Origin of the sequence: Psychrobacter sp. 5A.1 (assembly GCF_030407455.1) — a bacterium.
In the GTDB taxonomy this organism is placed as follows: domain Bacteria; phylum Pseudomonadota; class Gammaproteobacteria; order Pseudomonadales; family Moraxellaceae; genus Psychrobacter.
Genome location: NZ_JASDDJ010000025.1, coordinates 1 through 18,425 on the forward strand (window position 1 = coordinate 1; position 18,425 = coordinate 18,425).

The 18,425-nt window shown below is 43.0% G+C and carries 14 protein-coding genes and 2 tRNA genes; 5 read left to right on the plus strand and 11 right to left on the minus strand.

Features of this window, described 5'->3' with window-relative positions; genetic code table 11:
* Window positions 1-299: 299 nt before the first annotated feature.
* The 9 genes from truB to tpiA all read right to left on the minus strand — a co-directional run bounded on the left by truB (window position 300) and on the right by tpiA (window position 9,222).
* Window positions 300-1,406, minus strand: a complete 1,107-nt coding sequence (gene truB / locus QL982_RS07245; RefSeq protein ID WP_290162334.1) for a tRNA pseudouridine(55) synthase TruB — start codon at window positions 1,404-1,406, stop codon at window positions 300-302.
* A gap of 9 nt (window positions 1,407-1,415) precedes the next feature.
* A complete protein-coding gene (locus QL982_RS07250) occupies window positions 1,416-1,805 on the minus strand; it encodes a ribosome-binding factor A (RefSeq protein ID WP_102078739.1) in 390 nt (129 codons plus the stop codon).
* Window positions 1,806-2,009: 204 nt separating this feature from the next.
* On the minus strand, window positions 2,010-4,733 hold the full coding sequence (infB, locus tag QL982_RS07255) for a translation initiation factor IF-2 (RefSeq protein ID WP_290162340.1): 2,724 nt from the start codon (window positions 4,731-4,733) through the stop codon (window positions 2,010-2,012).
* Window positions 4,734-4,881: 148 nt separating this feature from the next.
* On the minus strand, window positions 4,882-6,366 hold the full coding sequence (gene nusA / locus QL982_RS07260) for a transcription termination factor NusA (RefSeq protein ID WP_290162342.1): 1,485 nt from the start codon (window positions 6,364-6,366) through the stop codon (window positions 4,882-4,884).
* A gap of 134 nt (window positions 6,367-6,500) precedes the next feature.
* Window positions 6,501-7,001, minus strand: a complete 501-nt coding sequence (gene rimP / locus QL982_RS07265) for a ribosome maturation factor RimP (RefSeq protein WP_290162345.1) — start codon at window positions 6,999-7,001, stop codon at window positions 6,501-6,503.
* A gap of 457 nt (window positions 7,002-7,458) precedes the next feature.
* Window positions 7,459-7,535 (minus strand) — tRNA-Met (locus QL982_RS07270).
* A 124-nt stretch (window positions 7,536-7,659) separates the two neighbouring features.
* A tRNA-Leu gene (locus tag QL982_RS07275) sits at window positions 7,660-7,743 on the minus strand.
* A 142-nt stretch (window positions 7,744-7,885) separates the two neighbouring features.
* Window positions 7,886-8,194, minus strand: a complete 309-nt coding sequence (gene secG / locus QL982_RS07280; protein WP_290162348.1) for a preprotein translocase subunit SecG — start codon at window positions 8,192-8,194, stop codon at window positions 7,886-7,888.
* A gap of 215 nt (window positions 8,195-8,409) precedes the next feature.
* Window positions 8,410-9,222 carry a triose-phosphate isomerase gene (gene tpiA, locus QL982_RS07285; RefSeq protein ID WP_290162350.1) on the minus strand — a complete coding sequence of 271 codons (813 nt, stop codon included), beginning with the start codon at window positions 9,220-9,222 and terminating at the stop codon, window positions 8,410-8,412.
* A 508-nt stretch (window positions 9,223-9,730) separates the two neighbouring features.
* Between tpiA and pilB the strand changes: the two genes are divergently transcribed.
* From pilB to coaE, 4 genes are all read left to right on the plus strand, one after another.
* A complete protein-coding gene (pilB, locus tag QL982_RS07290; protein ID WP_290162352.1) occupies window positions 9,731-11,446 on the plus strand; it encodes a type IV-A pilus assembly ATPase PilB in 1,716 nt (571 codons plus the stop codon).
* 222 nt (window positions 11,447-11,668) lie between these two features.
* On the plus strand, window positions 11,669-12,892 hold the full coding sequence (locus tag QL982_RS07295) for a type II secretion system F family protein (protein ID WP_290162354.1): 1,224 nt from the start codon (window positions 11,669-11,671) through the stop codon (window positions 12,890-12,892).
* A gap of 7 nt (window positions 12,893-12,899) precedes the next feature.
* Complete coding sequence (locus tag QL982_RS07300; RefSeq protein ID WP_290162375.1) at window positions 12,900-13,802, plus strand: A24 family peptidase; 903 nt, start codon at window positions 12,900-12,902, stop codon at window positions 13,800-13,802.
* A 163-nt stretch (window positions 13,803-13,965) separates the two neighbouring features.
* Window positions 13,966-14,652 carry a dephospho-CoA kinase gene (coaE, locus tag QL982_RS07305; RefSeq protein WP_290162355.1) on the plus strand — a complete coding sequence of 229 codons (687 nt, stop codon included), beginning with the start codon at window positions 13,966-13,968 and terminating at the stop codon, window positions 14,650-14,652.
* Here coaE and rlmB read toward each other — a convergent pair.
* Together rlmB and QL982_RS07315 are read right to left on the minus strand one after the other, a co-directional pair.
* The gene (gene rlmB, locus QL982_RS07310; protein ID WP_290162357.1) at window positions 14,615-15,385 is read right to left on the minus strand and encodes a 23S rRNA (guanosine(2251)-2'-O)-methyltransferase RlmB; all 771 of its coding nucleotides are present in this window, start codon (window positions 15,383-15,385) and stop codon (window positions 14,615-14,617) included. The two genes, coaE and rlmB, sit on opposite strands and share 38 nt — an antisense overlap.
* A gap of 217 nt (window positions 15,386-15,602) precedes the next feature.
* On the minus strand, window positions 15,603-15,938 hold the full coding sequence (locus QL982_RS07315) for a pyrimidine/purine nucleoside phosphorylase (protein ID WP_290162359.1): 336 nt from the start codon (window positions 15,936-15,938) through the stop codon (window positions 15,603-15,605).
* Window positions 15,939-16,683: 745 nt separating this feature from the next.
* On the opposite strand from QL982_RS07315, the gene recN reads away from it, so the two are divergent.
* Window positions 16,684-18,363, plus strand: a complete 1,680-nt coding sequence (gene recN, locus QL982_RS07320) for a DNA repair protein RecN (RefSeq protein ID WP_290162361.1) — start codon at window positions 16,684-16,686, stop codon at window positions 18,361-18,363.
* Window positions 18,364-18,425 lie beyond the last annotated feature (62 nt).

Consider the following 18,425-nt stretch of genomic DNA (forward strand, 5'->3'; position numbering starts at 1 on the left):
TTTTTATTCTTATTCAGCAATTATTGTTAAGCAAACAGTCATCCTCTGACATATTTTATTTTTGTAGAAATACTTCCTTTTGACATTTTCCCATCATTTTAATTTATTATTTTTTATTCTTATGGCATCTGTCCATTTTATTTTTTTTATTCAGTATTCCCTAACTGATGTATCTAATGTACAAAAAAAACAGGTTCCACCATAGGTGAAACCTGCAATAAAATGTGACGGTATGTGATTAGTGTAAACTCTTAGTAAGCCAAAAAGGCTTTATCGCACCTTATTTAACAAGAATAAAACTAACGCTGAATTAATTTTTTTGGCTGCAATCGACCATTTAGACTAACAGCACCCAACCCAAGGAACTCTTCTTGCTCATTAAGTAAGCGTATGTCTACAGGTATTTCATGCGCTAAAAGCTGAGATGCTTCAGTATCGCGGCCAGCGTTTGCCTCACTATCGATATTAATGTCAGAATCGGCATTGTGAATACTGGCTTCAGTATTGTCAGACAGCTGATCAGAAACCATCTCTGATACGTAGTCTTTGAGCGTGCCTGTAAGCTGATCAAACACATTCAGACGTTGTCCCATATGTACGCGAGCACACTGTTCCTCTGTCAGTATCAGCTCAGCATCAAGATCAATACAAGCATCGACAGGCAATAACCAAGACTGTCGGCTATCTAACTCACTCTCTTCTAATGTTGATAAAGCAATAGCATCGTCAATACGGAAGTTGCCCACTTGCGTACGTCGCAATGCGGTCAAATGTCCCAACGTACCTAACGCCTTGGCAATATCTTCACCGAGAACACGTACATAAGTACCTTTAGTGCAAGTCACTGTCAATTGGATCTGCTCGTGAGCAATTGCTTTTAAATCAATTGCTTTAATAGTGATATCTCTTGGCGGTCTATCAACTTCAATACCAGCGCGGGCATATTCGTAAAGCTTTTTACCATCTTTTTTTAGCGCCGAGTACATCGGTGGTATCTGCTGCTGGGCGCCCAAAAACTGCTGGGCGATAGTGGCTAACGAGGCATCATCGAATTCTGCAATAGATGCTTGTGCCACAATTTGACCATCGGCATCACCTGTATCTGTCTGGCTACCCAGCAAGACAGTCGCTTGGTAAGACTTATCTGCATCCAGTTGATAATGGCTAAACTTGGTTGCTTCACCCAAACAAATAGGCAGTAAACCTGTCGCCATTGGATCAAGCGTACCCGTATGACCTGCCTTTTTGCTGTCGTGTATCGGTGATTTAAACAAATACTTCACCTTTGACACGACTTGCTGTGAGGTCATGCCTTTAGGTTTATCCACCAAAACAACCCCCGAAACCTTTATTTTATCGGGTGTTGTTTTGGCTTTTTTATCCACTTGCTTAGACGCTATAGACATAATAATACTTTACTCGTCATTCTCGTTTTGCTCAGTTTTGGTGACAGCCTTACTAATCAAGTCCATCATATAATTACCACGAGCAGTCACTTCATCATAGTGAAAGCGTAGGCGCGGCGTGGTACGTGTCTTTAGGCTATGACTTAATTCAGTACGCAAAAACCCTGCGGCTTTATTTAGTACTTTGATACTTTCTTCATGATTGGTCTTGTTCATGGCATCATTGAGCTCAGGCTCCATGATAGTGACATAGACATCAGCATAACCTAGATCTGGACTGACTTTGACGCTAGAAATAGTGACAAAACCTGTCAGACGAGGGTCATTGACTTCGTCACGAATAAGAACAGCCAGCTCACGCTGAATTTGATCCGACAATCGTTGTAAACGTTGGTTCATTTTATTACCTTAATTTGGTAGGGCTTGTTTTCATTGATTAGCCCATTTGCTTATTAATACATTTAAGGGCTGATATTTACTAAAAAAGGCCTAGCAGGGTGTACCTGTTAGGCCTAAGTACAGCTGAATATTAGCAGAGTATCTGAAAAGCTCTGCGGATTACGCATGTTGCTTTAATACATACTCTGCTATCGAACAGCAGCTTTAGATAGTACGTGCGAACTCTTGAATTTCAAAGACTTCGATCTTATCGCCAGCTTCGACGTCATAGCCACGAACGGCCAGACCACATTCCATGCCAGTACGTACTTCATTAACGTCTTCTTTATAACGACGCAATGATTGCAATTGACCAGTAAAGATAACTTGGTCAGCGCGCAATACGCGGATAGGTTTGTTGCGATAAATTGTACCTTCGACCACCATACAACCAGCCGCAGCACCAAACTTACTAGAACGGAATACTTCACGAACGTCTGCAACACCAAGGATTTTCTCACGATGTTCAGGAGCAAGCATACCGCTCATTGCTGATTTCACATCATCAATCAAGCCATAGATGACGCTATAGTAGCGAATATCCATGTTAGCAGTGTCTGCTTTGCGGCGTGCGGTGGCATCTGCACGAACGTTAAAGCCTAGTAGTACCGCTTCACTAGATTCTGCAAGTGTTACGTCAGATTCAGAAATCGGGCCAACGCCTGAACTGATGACTCTGACTTTCACTTCGTCAGTTGACAATTCATTCAATGCAGCTAGTAGTGCTTCAAGTGAACCACGTACATCTGTCTTTAATACGATATTCAAGAATGACACATCGCCTTGGCCCATCTGATCAAACATGCTCTCTAGACGCATGGCATTTTGACGCTCGAGTTGACGCTCACGCTCACGGTTGGTTCTAAAGTCCGCGACTTCACGAGCTTTTTTCTCATCCGTTACTACTAAGAATTCGCTACCAGCAGCAGGTGTTTCAGGCAAACCTAAAATCTCTACAGGGATAGAAGGACCAGCGGACTTAATACGCTGACCATGCTCGTCTGTTAATGCACGAACTTTACCATAATGCTCACCAGCTAGAACCAAGTCACCTTGTTTCAGTGTCCCTTTTTTGACTAGGACACTCACAACAGGACCACGACCTTTTTCAAGTCTTGATTCGATGACAACACCCTGTGCCGCACCGTCTAGTGGCGCTTCTAATTCCATTAGCTCAGCTTGTAAGCTAATAAACTCTAGTAAGTTGTCAATACCTTCGCCAGTTTTGGCTGAGATACGGGCCATTGGTGTATCACCGCCCCATTCTTCTGATATGACTTCTTTCGTCGTCAATTCATTAAGAACACGGTCAGGATCAGCGCCTGGCTTATCCATTTTGTTGATAGCAACGATAATTGGCGTACCAGCAGCACGTGCATGATCGATGGCTTCTGCTGTCTGTGGCATCATGCCATCATCAGCGGCGACGACAAGTACAACGATATCAGTCGCTTGAGCACCGCGTGAACGCATGGCACTAAAGGCCGCGTGACCCGGAGTATCAAGGAAAGTAATGACACCGCGCTCGGTTTTTACATGGTAAGCACCGATATGCTGTGTAATACCGCCCGCTTCACCAGTCGCCACTTTCGTTTCACGAATTTTATCTAGCAGTGAGGTCTTACCATGGTCGACGTGACCCATGATCGTTACGACTGGCGGACGAGTCTGAATGTTACTGCTACGCTCATCAACCGCATACTGTAGATCATCTTCAACTTTGGTATCACTGACTGGTACTGGATTATGACCCATTTCTTCAACAAGCAAGCTTGCTGTCGCTTGATCAATCGTATCTGATTCACGAGCCATTTCACCCATTTTCATGAGCAATTTAGTCACTTCACGAGCTTTAACGGCCATACGTTGAGCAAGATCTGCTACTGTAATTTGCTCACTAATTTCAACGTCATAAACGATTTTTTCAACTGGTTTTTCAAACTTATGCTGTGATGCTTGTGTTGAACGCAAACCGTTTTTACGGTTTTTGATTTCACGCTCATCTTGGTTTTTACGACGACGGCCACGAGCGCCAGTACTGCTTGCACCGCGTTTGATTTCACGACGTTCTTTTTCAAATGACTCTTCTAATGCATCACCGACTAGACCTTCAGCCAATGGTTCGTCTTTACGAACTTCAGCAGCAGGCTGGTCCGTATATTTACCAGCCATTTTACGCATTTGCTCAAGTGTACGCTTTTGCGCCTCTTCAGCTTGAGTACGGCGAGTTTCTGTTTCGATTTCACGCAAACGCGCTTCTTCTTTTTCACGTGTTTCGCGAGCTTTACGCTCAGCTGCTGTCTCAACTTTTGGTTTGGTTGCAGCAACTTTTTTCTTCGGCTGTTCTTTAGGCTTAACTTCAACAGTGGCTTTACCACCTTTTTTCACGACAACTGATGTAGAGATGTCGTCATTTTTATCGCTTGATTTTTTGCCAGAGCCTAAGCTTGCACGCATAGCAGCTAAGGTTGCTGCTTGACGTTCTTCAGATTTTTTCTTAGTCGCTGCACGTTCTTCAGCTTCTTTGGCTGCACGTTCTTGAGACTCAATCAGAGCTTGCTCACGCGCCGCTAAATCTTCAGCCATTTTTTCTGGATCAGGCTTTTCAAATACTTTCTTTTTACGCACTTCAACATTGACGCTCTTAGATTTACCCGAAGAGCCGGTCACACGTGCGGTACTGGTCGTCTTAGATTTAAGACTAATACGACGCTTTTCTTGTTGACCATGACTTTGTTTTAAATACGTCACCAGCTTCTCTTGCTCAAGCTCGGTGACTAGGTCATCCTCTGCGCGAGCAGGCAGGCCAGCGTCTACTAATTGCTGCTTTACAGCATCTGTAGTTTTGCCTACCATTTCTGCCAGTTCTTTGACGGTCTTATCTGCCATTTATTATCACCTACTGTCTATTATTTGCTATATGTTCAATTCAGTTGTTGGCTACAAATGATTGGGTTAAGGCTGATATTTATAAATAGATACCAGCGCTTTATTCTCAATAGCATATCACCAAAAGACAGCGATATGCAGTTACCGCTTATTCATCGAACCAAGATTCCCGAGCTTTCATGATGAGTTTTCCTGCAGTTTCAGAGTCTAATCCTTCGATATCTTCTAAATCGAAGACGGCTTGTTCTGCCAAATCATCAACGGTAATAATATCTTTTTGTGCCATTTTATAGGCCCAATTGACGGTCATACCTTCAAGCTCTTGGAGCTCTTGACTTGGCTCTTTCATGTTCTGTTGTTTAACCAGCTCGTCAGCGATAACGACTTCTTTAGCACGCTCTTGAATCATCTCAATCGCTTCATCATCTAAGCCTTCAATATCATAGAAGGTTTCGATTGGTACGTAAGCCACTTCTTCGATACTGGTAAAACCGATATCAACCAGCGCTTGTGCTAAGTCTTTATCAACTTCTAAACGTTCATAGAATAACTCGATGAATGCTTTTGATTCGTTTTCTTGACGCTGCTTATATTCTTCTTCAAGCATCATATTAAGCTTATAACCCGTTAGCTCAGAGGCCAAACGTACGTTTTGGCCTTGTGAGCCAATAGCACGCGCTAACTGATCATTGGTACTAAAGATAATATCTGCTGTTTGAGTATCTTCGTCTAAGATAATGCTGCTGACGTCAGCTGGCTCTAAAGAGCTAATGATGAATTGGGCTGGGTCATCTGACCATACCACGACATCAATACGCTCGCCATCCAACTCTTGCTGTACCGCTTGAATACGCGTACCACGCATACCGATACAAGCGCCAACTGGATCAATACGATGATCGTTGGTCTTCACGGCTATTTTAGCACGAGTACCTGGTAGGCGGGCAACGTTACGAATTTCAATAATTTGTTCTGCAATCTCAGGCACTTCTTTTTGCATCAATGCTGATAGCATTTCAGGATGCGTGCGAGATAACAGTAGCTGTGCGCCACGGTTTTCGCGGTTCACATGGTACAAGATAGCATTGATACGCGATTTTGCACGTAACTGCTCACGTGGCAACATCTGATCACGTGACAAATACCCTTCAGCATTATCACCTAAGTCAATAATATAGCCATCACGTGTCTGTTTTTTGACTTCGCCATACATCATCTCACCAACACGTGGCTCGAAAGCATCGGCTACTAGCGCGCGCTCAGCTTCACGGATTTTTTGGATAATGACCTGTTTTGCTTGAGTAGCAGCGATACGACCAAATTCGATTGATTCAATCTGCTCTTCTTTAATATCACCGATTGACCATTCTTCTTGATCAAGATCTGTGATCGCAAGCTGACAAGCTGGCATTTCATGGTCTTCATCTGCAACCACTGTCCAGTAACGATAAGTATCATAGTCACCAGTGGCGCGGTCGATTGCAACCCGTACGGCCACTTCTGGCTGCTCGGTGTATACTTTTTTCTTAGTCGATACCACCAAAGCGTCTTCTATGGCTTCAAAGATATCTTCAGGATTTAAGCCCTTTTCATTACTGACAGTTTCTACTACCGTTAAGATTTCACGACTCATGCTATACCTGTCCTATCATTTTATAATTGACTTAAATTTTATAATTTGTGTATTGATATTATATATTTACTATAAGCCACATAAGCTATTTGGAGATAAAACTGCCTATCTATAAGCAGTTACCTAATATAGATTTAAGCGTCTTCATAAATCAAATTGGCTTTATCAATATTACTTAATGCAATCTCAAACTGCTGACCATCACTTGATGTCAATTTTAGCGAGGTTGCATCGATACTGTCTAAAGTACCTGTCGCTTTACGACGTTTTTGATCGCCTTCACCAATCGCTTGGATCAAACGCAAACTCACCGTTTGGCCAACATACGCGTGCATCTGCTCATCTGAGAAAAATGCGCGGTCAAAGCCTGGTGAAGACACTTCTAAGATGAACTCACCAGCAATAGGATCATGAACTTCCAAAATACCGCTTACTTGGTGGTTCACTGCCGCACAGTTCTCAATGGTTACCTGCTTATCTTGGGCTTGCTCTTCTGGCAATGCCTCAATATAAATACGTAACAATGAGCGGTTGCCTTGTGGTGCAAACTCGATACCCCAGAGTGCCACATCGCAAGCAGCAACGGCAGGGGCAATAATATTAGTCAGTTCTGCAACTTTAGTCGAAAGCTTCATAATCTCTTTGTATTTTCCTATTCACTTATCTATCGTACTGAGTAAACCGTATGAAAACTTGGCTCTTCTCTTACCTATATATAGCAATATTATAGCGGTAAGCATTACGGTCATTATATAATTTTAAACCACAAACATGTGATATGTGTTGTGCGTTTATATAGGGATGAGCATAAAAAACATCAAGCTCAGCCAGACAATGCTTTTATTATTCATAAAGCACTACTATCGATAAAAGCGTGAGGAATAAAAGATAGTGTTGCTTAAGGAGCATCGTGCCGGTAGCGGCCGATGACGACCAGTGACGATTAATATCGTACTCTATAGACCTAGAGCTTAACATAAGTAGGATAGATACCGCGATAACACTGACCATCAGATACAAAAAAACCCACAAACATAATGGTGGGCTAATCGGTACTGACAAATTTAGTGTGCAAAACATCAGTATAAAAAGTGGTAGCGGGGGCTGGATTTGAACCAACGACCTTCGGGTTATGAGCCCGACGAGCTACCAGACTGCTCCACCCCGCATCAATCTAGAACGCATATTATAGGGAGGTTTTGTAGAAGTGTCAATACTTTTTTTAAATAAATTATAAATTAAGTATTATCTGCTAAAAAATCCAACCTGACGCTATGCTACGTCTATTAAACTTGGTGCGATTGGGGGGACTTGAACCCCCACAGCTTGCGCCACCACCCCCTCAAGATGGCGTGTCTACCATTCCACCACAATCGCATTTTACTACTCTGTTCCTTCATATCCATTCTACTATAAAAGATGCTTAAGGTAGGCATCTATAGAGTGGTACTTCTGAAAACAGAAACGCATTGTAAATCTAACGTGGCGAAATAGCAAGCGTTGCCTGCTTAAAAAATGATTACTCAGGATTTTGTGTCAATGGACGCGGCGTTTGCGGCGCTGAAACGGGTGCATCTAAACGAAACTGATCTTCAGCTTGCTTACGAGAATGAACGGCAAGGGTCATACTCGTGATAAAAAATATGACCGTCAATACCGCGGTCGCGCGCGTTAAGAAGTTGGCAGTTCCTGCCGCGCCAAATACTGTACCCGATGAGCCAGCACCAAAAGAAGCCCCAGCGTCTGCCCCTTTACCATGCTGTATCAAGATCAAGCCGATCATGGCAATCGCCACGATAATATGCAGGGCTAATATAAACGTAAACATGGTGGCCTCTTTTGCCGCGTAATGACGACTGATAACGGAAAATAAAACTTAAAGTTAATACGGATGACAACTGGCATCTCATGACGCCAAATCGACTATATAAATAAGGCGCATTGTACACGATTGCAAGGGCACTGTTAAACCTACTTTTGCCAACTGATAAAGACACACTGTTTACAGGCTATGACTTTGATATTTGAGCGTTATTTATTCAGTTAGGCATTGGCTTGGTTAAAAGCATCAGCAATCGCTAAAAAACTCTCTGCCTTTAATGAAGCACCGCCAACCAATGCCCCATCAATCATTGGGTCTGATGCAAAGCTTTCGGCATTATCAGCATTGACACTACCACCATATAGTACGGTAGTCGCCCCCGCCATATCAGCAAAACCTGCAACCGTTTGCTTAATATGCTGATGGGTGTGACTGACTTCCTCTACCGTTGGCACCTTACCAGTGCCAATCGCCCATACAGGTTCGTAGGCCACGATCAATCGTTCAGATAGCGACATTATAAAATCTGGCTGTTGAATAAGTAAATCTTTGATAACCGCGAGCTGAGCATCGATAACGTCAAATGTTTGATTATTATCATACTGTTCTTGTGTTTCGCCAATACAAAACACCACACCTAGGTTTTGAGAGAACGCATGAGACAATTTATTTACCAGACAATCATGAGATTCTTTGTGATACTGGCGACGTTCAGAATGACCGAGTAGCGTCCAAGTGGCGCCTGCATCTGCCACTTGCTGTGCTGAGCAATCGCCTGTATATGCGCCTGTACTCGCACTATGGGCACTGATGTCTTGTGCGGCACAGAGTATTGAACTGTCTTTCAGACGTGTACTCACTGCATTTAAATGAATGCAACTTGGTGCTACCATTAATTTGCAGCGATTGTTTGGCTCTTTCATATGGGCTTGCTCTTCAGCATTTATCTTAGACGATAAGTCGTCTAACAGCGCACTGACTGCATGGTTTGTCGCCGGATTCTGTTTCCAATTGCCAATTACCCAAGCTTGCATACTCATCTACCTTGTCTCATGTATTCATGCCAATTCGGCTAATATGCGCGTCAGTATAACAAATAATTCGTAAGTGCTATAGTAGCCTGCCACTATCATAAGAATGATCCATCGAAACTTATCGTTAGATGATGTGGCAATAGGCCATGATTTTTACGTGCTGGTCGCTTAATAGTCTATATAAAATTTTCAAACTAAAGTAAAGTTCTATACTGCTGACTTCATAAAAATTAAATACTATTGTTAAGTCGTATCCTCAATTCAATCGATAGTCATCTAAATGAGTTAGGCAAGATAATTAGAGGCGGACTATCTACAGTCGATTCAATATTATTTGGATACAAGATTAATCGAGTAAAATTACTATAAAAAGTACTATAAATAGTAGACTGAGCAGGCCTGACACCGTATCTGATTTATATGGGACTGACTTATTAAAATGATGAATACGTAGCGTGTAGATGCTCAACAAGTCTACAGAATACTGGTTATTAAAGGAGAGAATATAATGTCTATCGCAACCAATAAATATGGTGGTTTAGCGCAGCAGCTCATCAGTGATGGTGTCGTTAGCGAAGCAAATATGAAAACCGCGCAAACCGAGTCACAGCAGCAAAAAATAGGGCTGGTTTCCTACCTAGTAGACAACAAACTGGCTGATGCTTATCATCTGGCCCAAATGCTGTCACAAGCTTTCGGTGACCCTTTATTTGATCTTGATGCACTAAACCTTGATGTCATCCCAAAAGATTTGGTTGATGAAAAAATTGTTCGTAAGTTTAATGCCTTGCCACTCTTTAAACGAGGACAACGCCTATTTGTTGCGCTCAGTGATCCGACTCGTGTCGATGCTATTGATGCGATCGCCTTTAATTCTCGCTTATCGATAGAAACCATCGTCGTCGAAGAGAACAAGCTTAAAAAACGTATTGAAAGCATTTATGCTGATACGATGCAAAGCTTTGATAGCTTTTCTGATAACGATTTAAACATTGATTTTGAGGATGGTGAAGAAGGTGAAGAGGAGGGCGAAACTAAGCTTGCTGACAGCATCGAGGAAGCACCTGTTGTAAAATTTGTCAACAAAATGCTGGTTGATGCCATTCGTATGGGCGCTTCCGATTTACACTTTGAGCCCTATGAAAAAGCGTATCGCGTTCGTTTCCGTGTTGATGGTGTGATGCAAAAAATGGCCAACCCGCCCGTGCAACTTGCCAACAAAATTGCGGCTCGCTTAAAAGTTATGTCTCAAATGGATATCTCAGAACGCCGAGTGCCACAAGATGGACGTATCAAACTCAAACTCTCCAAAAATAAAGCCATTGATTTTCGGGTAAGCTGTCTGCCTACCTTGTTTGGTGAAAAGCTTGTTTTGCGTATTCTCGATCCCTCATCAGCCATGCTTGGTATTGAAGCATTGGGCTATGAACCGGATCAGCAAGAGATGTTTTTAGAAGCGCTGCACAAACCACAAGGCATGCTACTCATTACAGGCCCAACGGGCTCTGGTAAGACCGTCTCACTGTATACAGGTCTTAATATTTTAAATACTGGGGCGACCAATATATCCACGGCCGAAGATCCAGTCGAGATTAACCTTGAGGGGATCAATCAAGTTAACGTTAACGCCAAAGTTGGTCTAACGTTTGCCAATGCACTCAAGTCTTTTTTACGTCAAGATCCTGATATTGTCATGGTCGGTGAGATTCGTGATCTCGAAACCGCTGAAATTGGGATTAAAGCAGCGCAAACGGGTCACATGGTACTTTCAACGTTGCATACCAATTCAGCACCTGAAACATTAACGCGTTTGCGTAACATGGGTGTCGCTTCTTTTAATATTGCAACATCTGTCAACTTAGTCATCGCTCAGCGACTGGCACGACGCCTCTGCAAAAATTGCAAAAAACCCATTAACCTCCCACGGCAAAGCCTGTTAGAAATTGGCTTTACTGAGACTGATTTGGATAATCCAGATAATATCATTCATGAGCCCGTAGGCTGTAGTGAATGTCGTGAAGGTTATAAAGGTCGTGTGGGTATTTATGAGGTAATGAAAGTGAGTTCTGATATTTCACGTATCATTATGGAAGATGGTAACGCGATAGATATTAAAGATGCTGCCATTAAAAATGGTTTCCGTGACTTACGTCGCTCTGGCATTTTAAAAGTCCTACAAGGTGTCACGAGTATACAAGAGATGATGCGTGTTACTTCTGAGTAATAAGCAAAAATAATTAGACTTATATTGTATTACCTACATCCCAACTTTCGATTGCTTAAGGGTTTATAAACCAGTAACTATCTTTATTAAATACATTTAAAAATAAAACAGATAGACACTGGTTTTTTGCGCTAAAATAAAGTATGCCTGACTAACATCTTAAGTCTGGTATTATGTTGTATGTTTGCAATATCTATATTGGACAATTTTGAGGGTAGTAACATGGCAAAAGCTAAGACCGATATGTTGTTGGACTTTGTCTATGACGGTGTAAACCGACGCGGGCAAAAAGTAAAAGGGGAAACCACCAGCCGCAGTTTAGAGCTGGCAAAAGCAACCTTGCGTAAACAAGGTATTAGCGTCAAAGGTATTAAGAAAAAACCAAAGCCACTTTATACTTTCAAAAAACCAATTAAAGCCATTGATATTGCCATTTTTTCTCGGCAGATGGCCACTATGATGAAAGCAGGCGTACCGTTAACACAATCTTTTGAGATTGTGGCTGATTCCCTTGATAACCCGAGTATGAAAGACTTGGTGTTACAAATAAAAGCAGACATCGAAGCAGGTGGTACCTTTGCTTCTGCTTTGCGCAAACATCCTCGTTATTTTGATGACCTGTTTTGTTCACTTGTCGAATCTGGAGAGCAGTCAGGGGCGCTTGAAACCATGCTTGAACGGGTTGCTACCTACAAAGAAAAGAGTGAACTACTCAAAGCAAAAATTAAAAAAGCGATGAAGTACCCTATTGCGGTTATCGTAGTTGCTATTATTGTTACTATGATTCTGTTAATAAAAGTAGTACCTGTATTCTCCGATCTATTTGAATCATTTGGTGCAGAACTACCTGCTTTCACGCAGATGGTAGTCAATATGTCTGAATGGATGCAAGCGTGGTGGTTTATTCTAATTATGGCTATTGGTGGCGCAATTATTGCGTTTTCAGAAGCTAAGAAAAAATCTAAGAAATTTCGTGACCTTCTAGACCGCGCTGTATTAAAAGCACCGATATTTGGTAATATCGCTTACCAAGCCGTTATCGCCCGCTTTGCTCGTACGCTATCTACAACTTTTGCCGCTGGTGTCCCGCTTATTGATGCGCTAGACTCTACTGCTGGTGCGACCAACAATGTCGTGTTTTATAATGCAACTCAGCAAATTAAAAATGACGTATCTACTGGCCAACAATTACAGTTCTCTATACGGTCGACCAATTTATTTCCAAGTCTAGTCATCCAAATGGTCGGTATCGGGGAGGAATCTGGTAGCTTGGAAGAGATGTTAGATAAAGTAGCTGTCTATTACGAAAACGAAGTTGATAATGCCGTCGATGGTTTAACCAGTTTAATGGAACCAATGATCATGGCTGTGTTGGGTGTGTTGGTCGGTGGCTTGGTCATTGCAATGTACTTGCCAATCTTCCAAATGGGTGCAGTAGTAGGATAATGATTTGATGCAATTTATACAGTTACTACAAGAGAGTACTGAACTGGCTTTATTCGTATTTGGGCTATTAGGTCTGTGTGTTGGTAGTTTTTTGAATGTCGTGATTCACCGTATACCACTGATGATGGTTTATGGCTGGAGACAAGAATGTAGCCAGTTTATGGCTGAACAAGCAGACATGCCGCGCGAACATACGCTACCAATAGCCAATATCGTGGCTGCTGACCAGCCAATCACTTTGAGTCGACCCGCCTCACGCTGCCCTCATTGCGCACATAAAATCAAATGGTATGAAAACGTGCCTTTGATTAGCTGGTTGGTACTACGCGGTCGTTGCTCAAGCTGCAAAGCTTCGATTGGTCTGCGTTATCCTTTAGTTGAGCTAGTAACAGCCCTGCTATCAGTGTTAGTGATTTATCAGTTTGGCGTGAATGCCACAGGATTGTCAGCACTGGTTTTGGTATGGACACTGGTGGCCTTAACGGGCATCGATTTTGATACACAGCTATTACCCGACCGCTTGACCTTTCCATTGGCAGGCTTAGGATTGGCAGTAAACTCACAAAGCTGGTTTGTCTCGCCAACGCAATCAATATGGGGATTGCTGCTGGGATTTTTATCACTATGGGTAGTGGTTAAAGTATTTTATTTAATCACTAAAAAACACGGAATGGGACAAGGTGACTTTAAGTTGCTAGCAGTATTAGGTGCTTGGCTTGGACCTATGATGTTGCCGTTGATTATTTTACTGTCATCTTTACTTGGATCTATCGTTGGACTGATCTTGATGAAGAAACAAGGTGAAAGCAAACCTTTTGCTTTTGGACCCTACATCGCTATCGCGGGTATCGTCGCCTTGTTATATGGCTCAGATATCGTTAGCTGGTATCTTGGCATGTATGCCTACTAAAGACTAAGGCCTACCCTCAACTCAATCAATAGTCATCTAATTGAGGACAGGCCCTAGATTATCGTAGTAAATTTTCGGCAGTTACCTATAATCGGAATCATTGAAAACCGATTGTCAATTTGTAGCTGCATTCATGAGTATATCTATCAGATAAGCTGTCATTATGTCAAAAAACACACCGTTCTCTTATTCACAACCACCACAGACCCCACAAGCAAAAAATAAAACACTCGTAGTTGGTTTGACGGGTGGGATTGGTAGTGGCAAGTCCGCTGCTAGTGCTTGGTTTGCTGAGCAAGGGATTGATATTATTGATGCGGATATAATCGCTCATGAAACGGTCGCCAAAGGCAGCGCCACTCTGCGAAAAATTCAGAGAAAGTTTGGTGACTGGGTGTTGAATGGTGATGGATCAATGGATAGAGCTGCTGTACGTACGCACGTATTTGCAAATCCCGAAGCGCTGATTGAGCTTGAAGCAATCACTCATCCAGCGATACGTGAGACGGCAAAAGCGCAGCTGAACTCTAGTACGTCACCATATATAGTGCTGTCCGCGCCTCTACTCATTGAAGCTGCAGAGGCAGGACTGGCCAACTTATGTCAGCGTATTCTGGTGATGGATGCGACCGAAGACACGCAGATTTCGCGTGCCAGTCAACGTGATGATCAAAGTATACAAAAGATAAAAGCCATTATGACCAATCAGCTCAGTCGTGAAGAGCGCAATCGTCATGCGGATAATGTCATACTCAATGAGAGCGATCTTGCCTCTCTATACTTACAACTAGAACCCTTGCACCAAGAGTACCTTACGCTTGCCCAGCAGCTAAAGTTCGCTGGCGATTGACCTCATACAAGGCCATGCCAGTGGCGACGCTCACGTTTAGGCTTTGTAAATTACCATGCTCGTTTCCTGACATTGGAATATAAACCAGCTCATCGCAGCTCTCCATAGTCAGGCGACGCATACCTTCCCCTTCTGAACCCATAATGATGGCGGTTTTTCCAGTCAGGTCAGCGGCATGTATCGGCTTTGCATCCGCATTGAGTGCCGTACCAAATACAAATACCCCAGCGTTTTTAATTTGCGACAGTGTACGAGCCAGATTTGTGACGCTGATGATCGGCATCATCTCTGCCGCACCGACCGATACTTTAGCCACTGTTGGCGTTAGACTTGCCGCATGGTGTTTTGGACAAACCACTGCATCCACACCCATCGCTACGGCGGTACGCAGGCAAGCACCAAAATTATGTGCATCTGTGATTTGATCCAGTACCAATAACAAGCACTGCTCACGACCAATGATGGTATCAAGCAATCCTTCGTCGGCAAAGCCTAACGGACGAGCGTTGAGCACCACGCCCTGATGCTGCGGACTACCACATAACTGCGTTAGCTTGTCTTTTTGGGTTGGTTGAATACTAATACCGTTTGCTTCCGCTTCAGCCATGATAGCTTGTACATGGCTGTCACTCTCACGTCCTTGCTGCACAAATAAGCTAAGACCATCAAGAGGACGATGTTCAAGTAAAGCATCAATCGCATGGATGCCGTAAAAATAAATGGGTTTTGCCATAACAGGCCTATTAAATATAAAGTGGGTATCGCACTAGGCGATGGGATAAAAAAAGATATCGTTGACTTTCAACATCACAGCTCATAACCAACGAGAAGGCGGTAAAGCAAACGTCAAAAAAAGAAATAAACAATACCAATCCGATATTGTTTATTTTCTTGAATGGTTGATAGAGCCAGCGCTGACAGTGTCAAAATCAAACGCACTATTAATGATATCAGCCTTCTAGATGGCAGACATACTGAACAATCTCTTCGGTACGCAGATTAAAGCCGCTCTTGCCTTCGACGACGAATGATTGACCTGCACGGTAATAACTGAATTCGTTATCACCATTTATCTTGACTTCACATTCGCCGCCAGTGATTTCGATACGCTCAGAGGTATTGGTGCTAAAGTGATAATGCTCAACCAAATTGTCACAAGGTAAAATAACGCCCAACGTTTTGTGGCGACCATCCTCGAACATAATGGTATGGCTTGAACAGCGACCATCATAAGACACTGTTGCTTGAGCATTGACTGTTACGTTAGTAAATTGCGCCGCTGTCATAGTGGCTTCCTTATCAAATAATTATGGCAAAACTAAAAAATAAGTAACGGGTTAGAGTACTGACAGAGGTGCGTGGTTAACAAACCCCTCTGCGCAAAGTACTGTATCCTTCTATAGTAGATATCTGCGCGCTAAAAATAGCCACAGGTTCTATGAAAACGCTCTGGAGTAATGGCCGAGTGGCATACCCTTTCCACCATACGCCTATGATTTTACAAAATCATGACTCGTTATCAGGTTGAACCATGCATAAATCTAATGGTAAGAGTTTATCATTATGTGAGATTATGCTACCACATTATATCTATAAAGTTTGTTAAAGCGACTAGGAAAATGCGGTTTAATATTAGGCCGTGTCCTCATTTTGGAAATGACTCACTCGGCATTTTTTTGGCAAGCACTTGATCGCTATCATGGTTATGTGATTATAAGCATAGTCCGCAGTCTTTCTTATATAGTGCACTCATTTTGAGATGCTCAATCATCCTAATGATTGATATTGTAGATATTAGGATGGTGACTCATTGGCCGTTTTTGATGGTTTTATGGTAATCTTCCAACAATAAATTCTATTATACAATGCCTTAAAGTTTGTATTTGAGCACATTTAACACCATACTATTTGCCTACCATATTTATCTAATGAACACGATTACATAGATACATTCATTCCCTTATTTACCCTATTTTATATATGGCTTCTTGAGATTTATATGATGTCCATTGTCTGTCATGAGAGGCGTTGATGCTAGTATCATTAACTTTACATCAGTTTGCGTTGATCGCTCAGCATGAACTGAGTGTGGCTGAAGGTTTCAATGTCATCACCGGTGAGACAGGTGCTGGCAAATCGCTATTGCTGGATGCGTTATCACTGTGTGCGGGCGAACGTGCAGACAGTGCGATGGTCAGGCATGGCGCGGCACATGCAGATATTTATGCGCAGTTTGATATAGAAAACAACAGCGTCATCGCTGAGTGGTTTGCCAAAAATGAGCGACCATTAGAAGAACCCGAAGTACTTATTCGTCGGCAATTAAGCAATACTGGGCGCTCAAAAGCATGGCTGAACGGTTCGCCAGTGAGTTTGGCTGAGCTAAAAAACTTGGGCACACTACTGGTCAATATCCATAGCCAACATGCGCAGCAAGCCTTGCTCAAGCCGCAATTTGTGGTGAAATGGCTAGACGAAATGGCACAAATCACACCCCTAGCCTTACAAACAGCCAGTAGCTATCAAACCTATCAGCAGCTCAAACGCCACGCCGATGATATCGCCAGTCGTGAAGCCCAACGTCAAGACCGTATTCAATTGTTGCAAAGTCAGCTAGCAGACATTGCGCCATTACTAGCCGTTGATTACGCAGAAGTCGAAGCAGAGCATGAAGAGCTGTCTAATATAGAAGCACTGATGCAGGAGGCCAGCCACGGCTTACATCTGCTCGATAATGATACAGATGAGCCAGATGTCATGACCCTACTAGGGCAAGCTATTAAGCTCTGTGACAATCAAATGAGCGTCAGCCAAACCTTTGAGCAAGCGTCTGAACAGCTACATTTAGCGCAGCAGCAAATCACCGAAGTGATAGGCTTACTGTCAGATTATGCTGAGCAACAACTGCCAGATCCTGAGCGCTTACAAACACTAGACAATCTTATCAGCTTGGGGCATCGTTTATCGCGTAAGCATAGCTTGCCAGCCAGTGATTTAATCGCTGAAGCGAAAGGCTGGGAAACGCAATTAGAGCAATTAGAGAACGAGCCAAGTAGCGATGCAATGGCGGCACAAATTGAGCAGGCTTGGCAAGAATATCTCGCGCTGGCCACCCAATTAAATAAAGAACGCACTAAAGCTGCACCGATTGTCAGTAAACAACTGGTTAAACAGTTACAACCGCTAGCTTTGCCCAATGCGCGCTGCGAGTTTGTCTTTACCAAAAAGGCTGAGCCGAGCCAATATAATGCGCAAGGTTGTTTCGATATTGATCTGTTATTTAGTGCCAATGTGGGCATGCCGATGCAGCCACTGCATAAGATTGCATCAGGCGGTGAGCTGTCACGAATGGCGCTAGTCATGCAGGTCTTACAGGCAACCAATGCGGACAACAATGCTGCCAAGCCAATGCTGGTATTTGATGAAGTCGATGTCGGTATTAGTGGTGGCACAGCGCAAGTGGTCGGCGAGTTATTACGTGAGCTTGGTCGTACACAGCAATTATTGGCCATTACGCACCAAGCACAAGTAGCCGCGCAAGCGCATCAGCATATCTTGGTACAAAAGCACCATCAGGAGCAGACTGAGAGTGAGCTCATCATTCTGACCAACAGTGCGCAAGTCGATGAGCTGGCACGTATGTCTGGTGGCGTCATTATCACGGATGTCACTCGCGATCATGCCCGCAGCTTATTGTCCGATGTTAAGTAACTCTCTATATGGCCTATCTAATGTTAAACAATTAGGGCATGTTGAACAACAGCGAAAACATT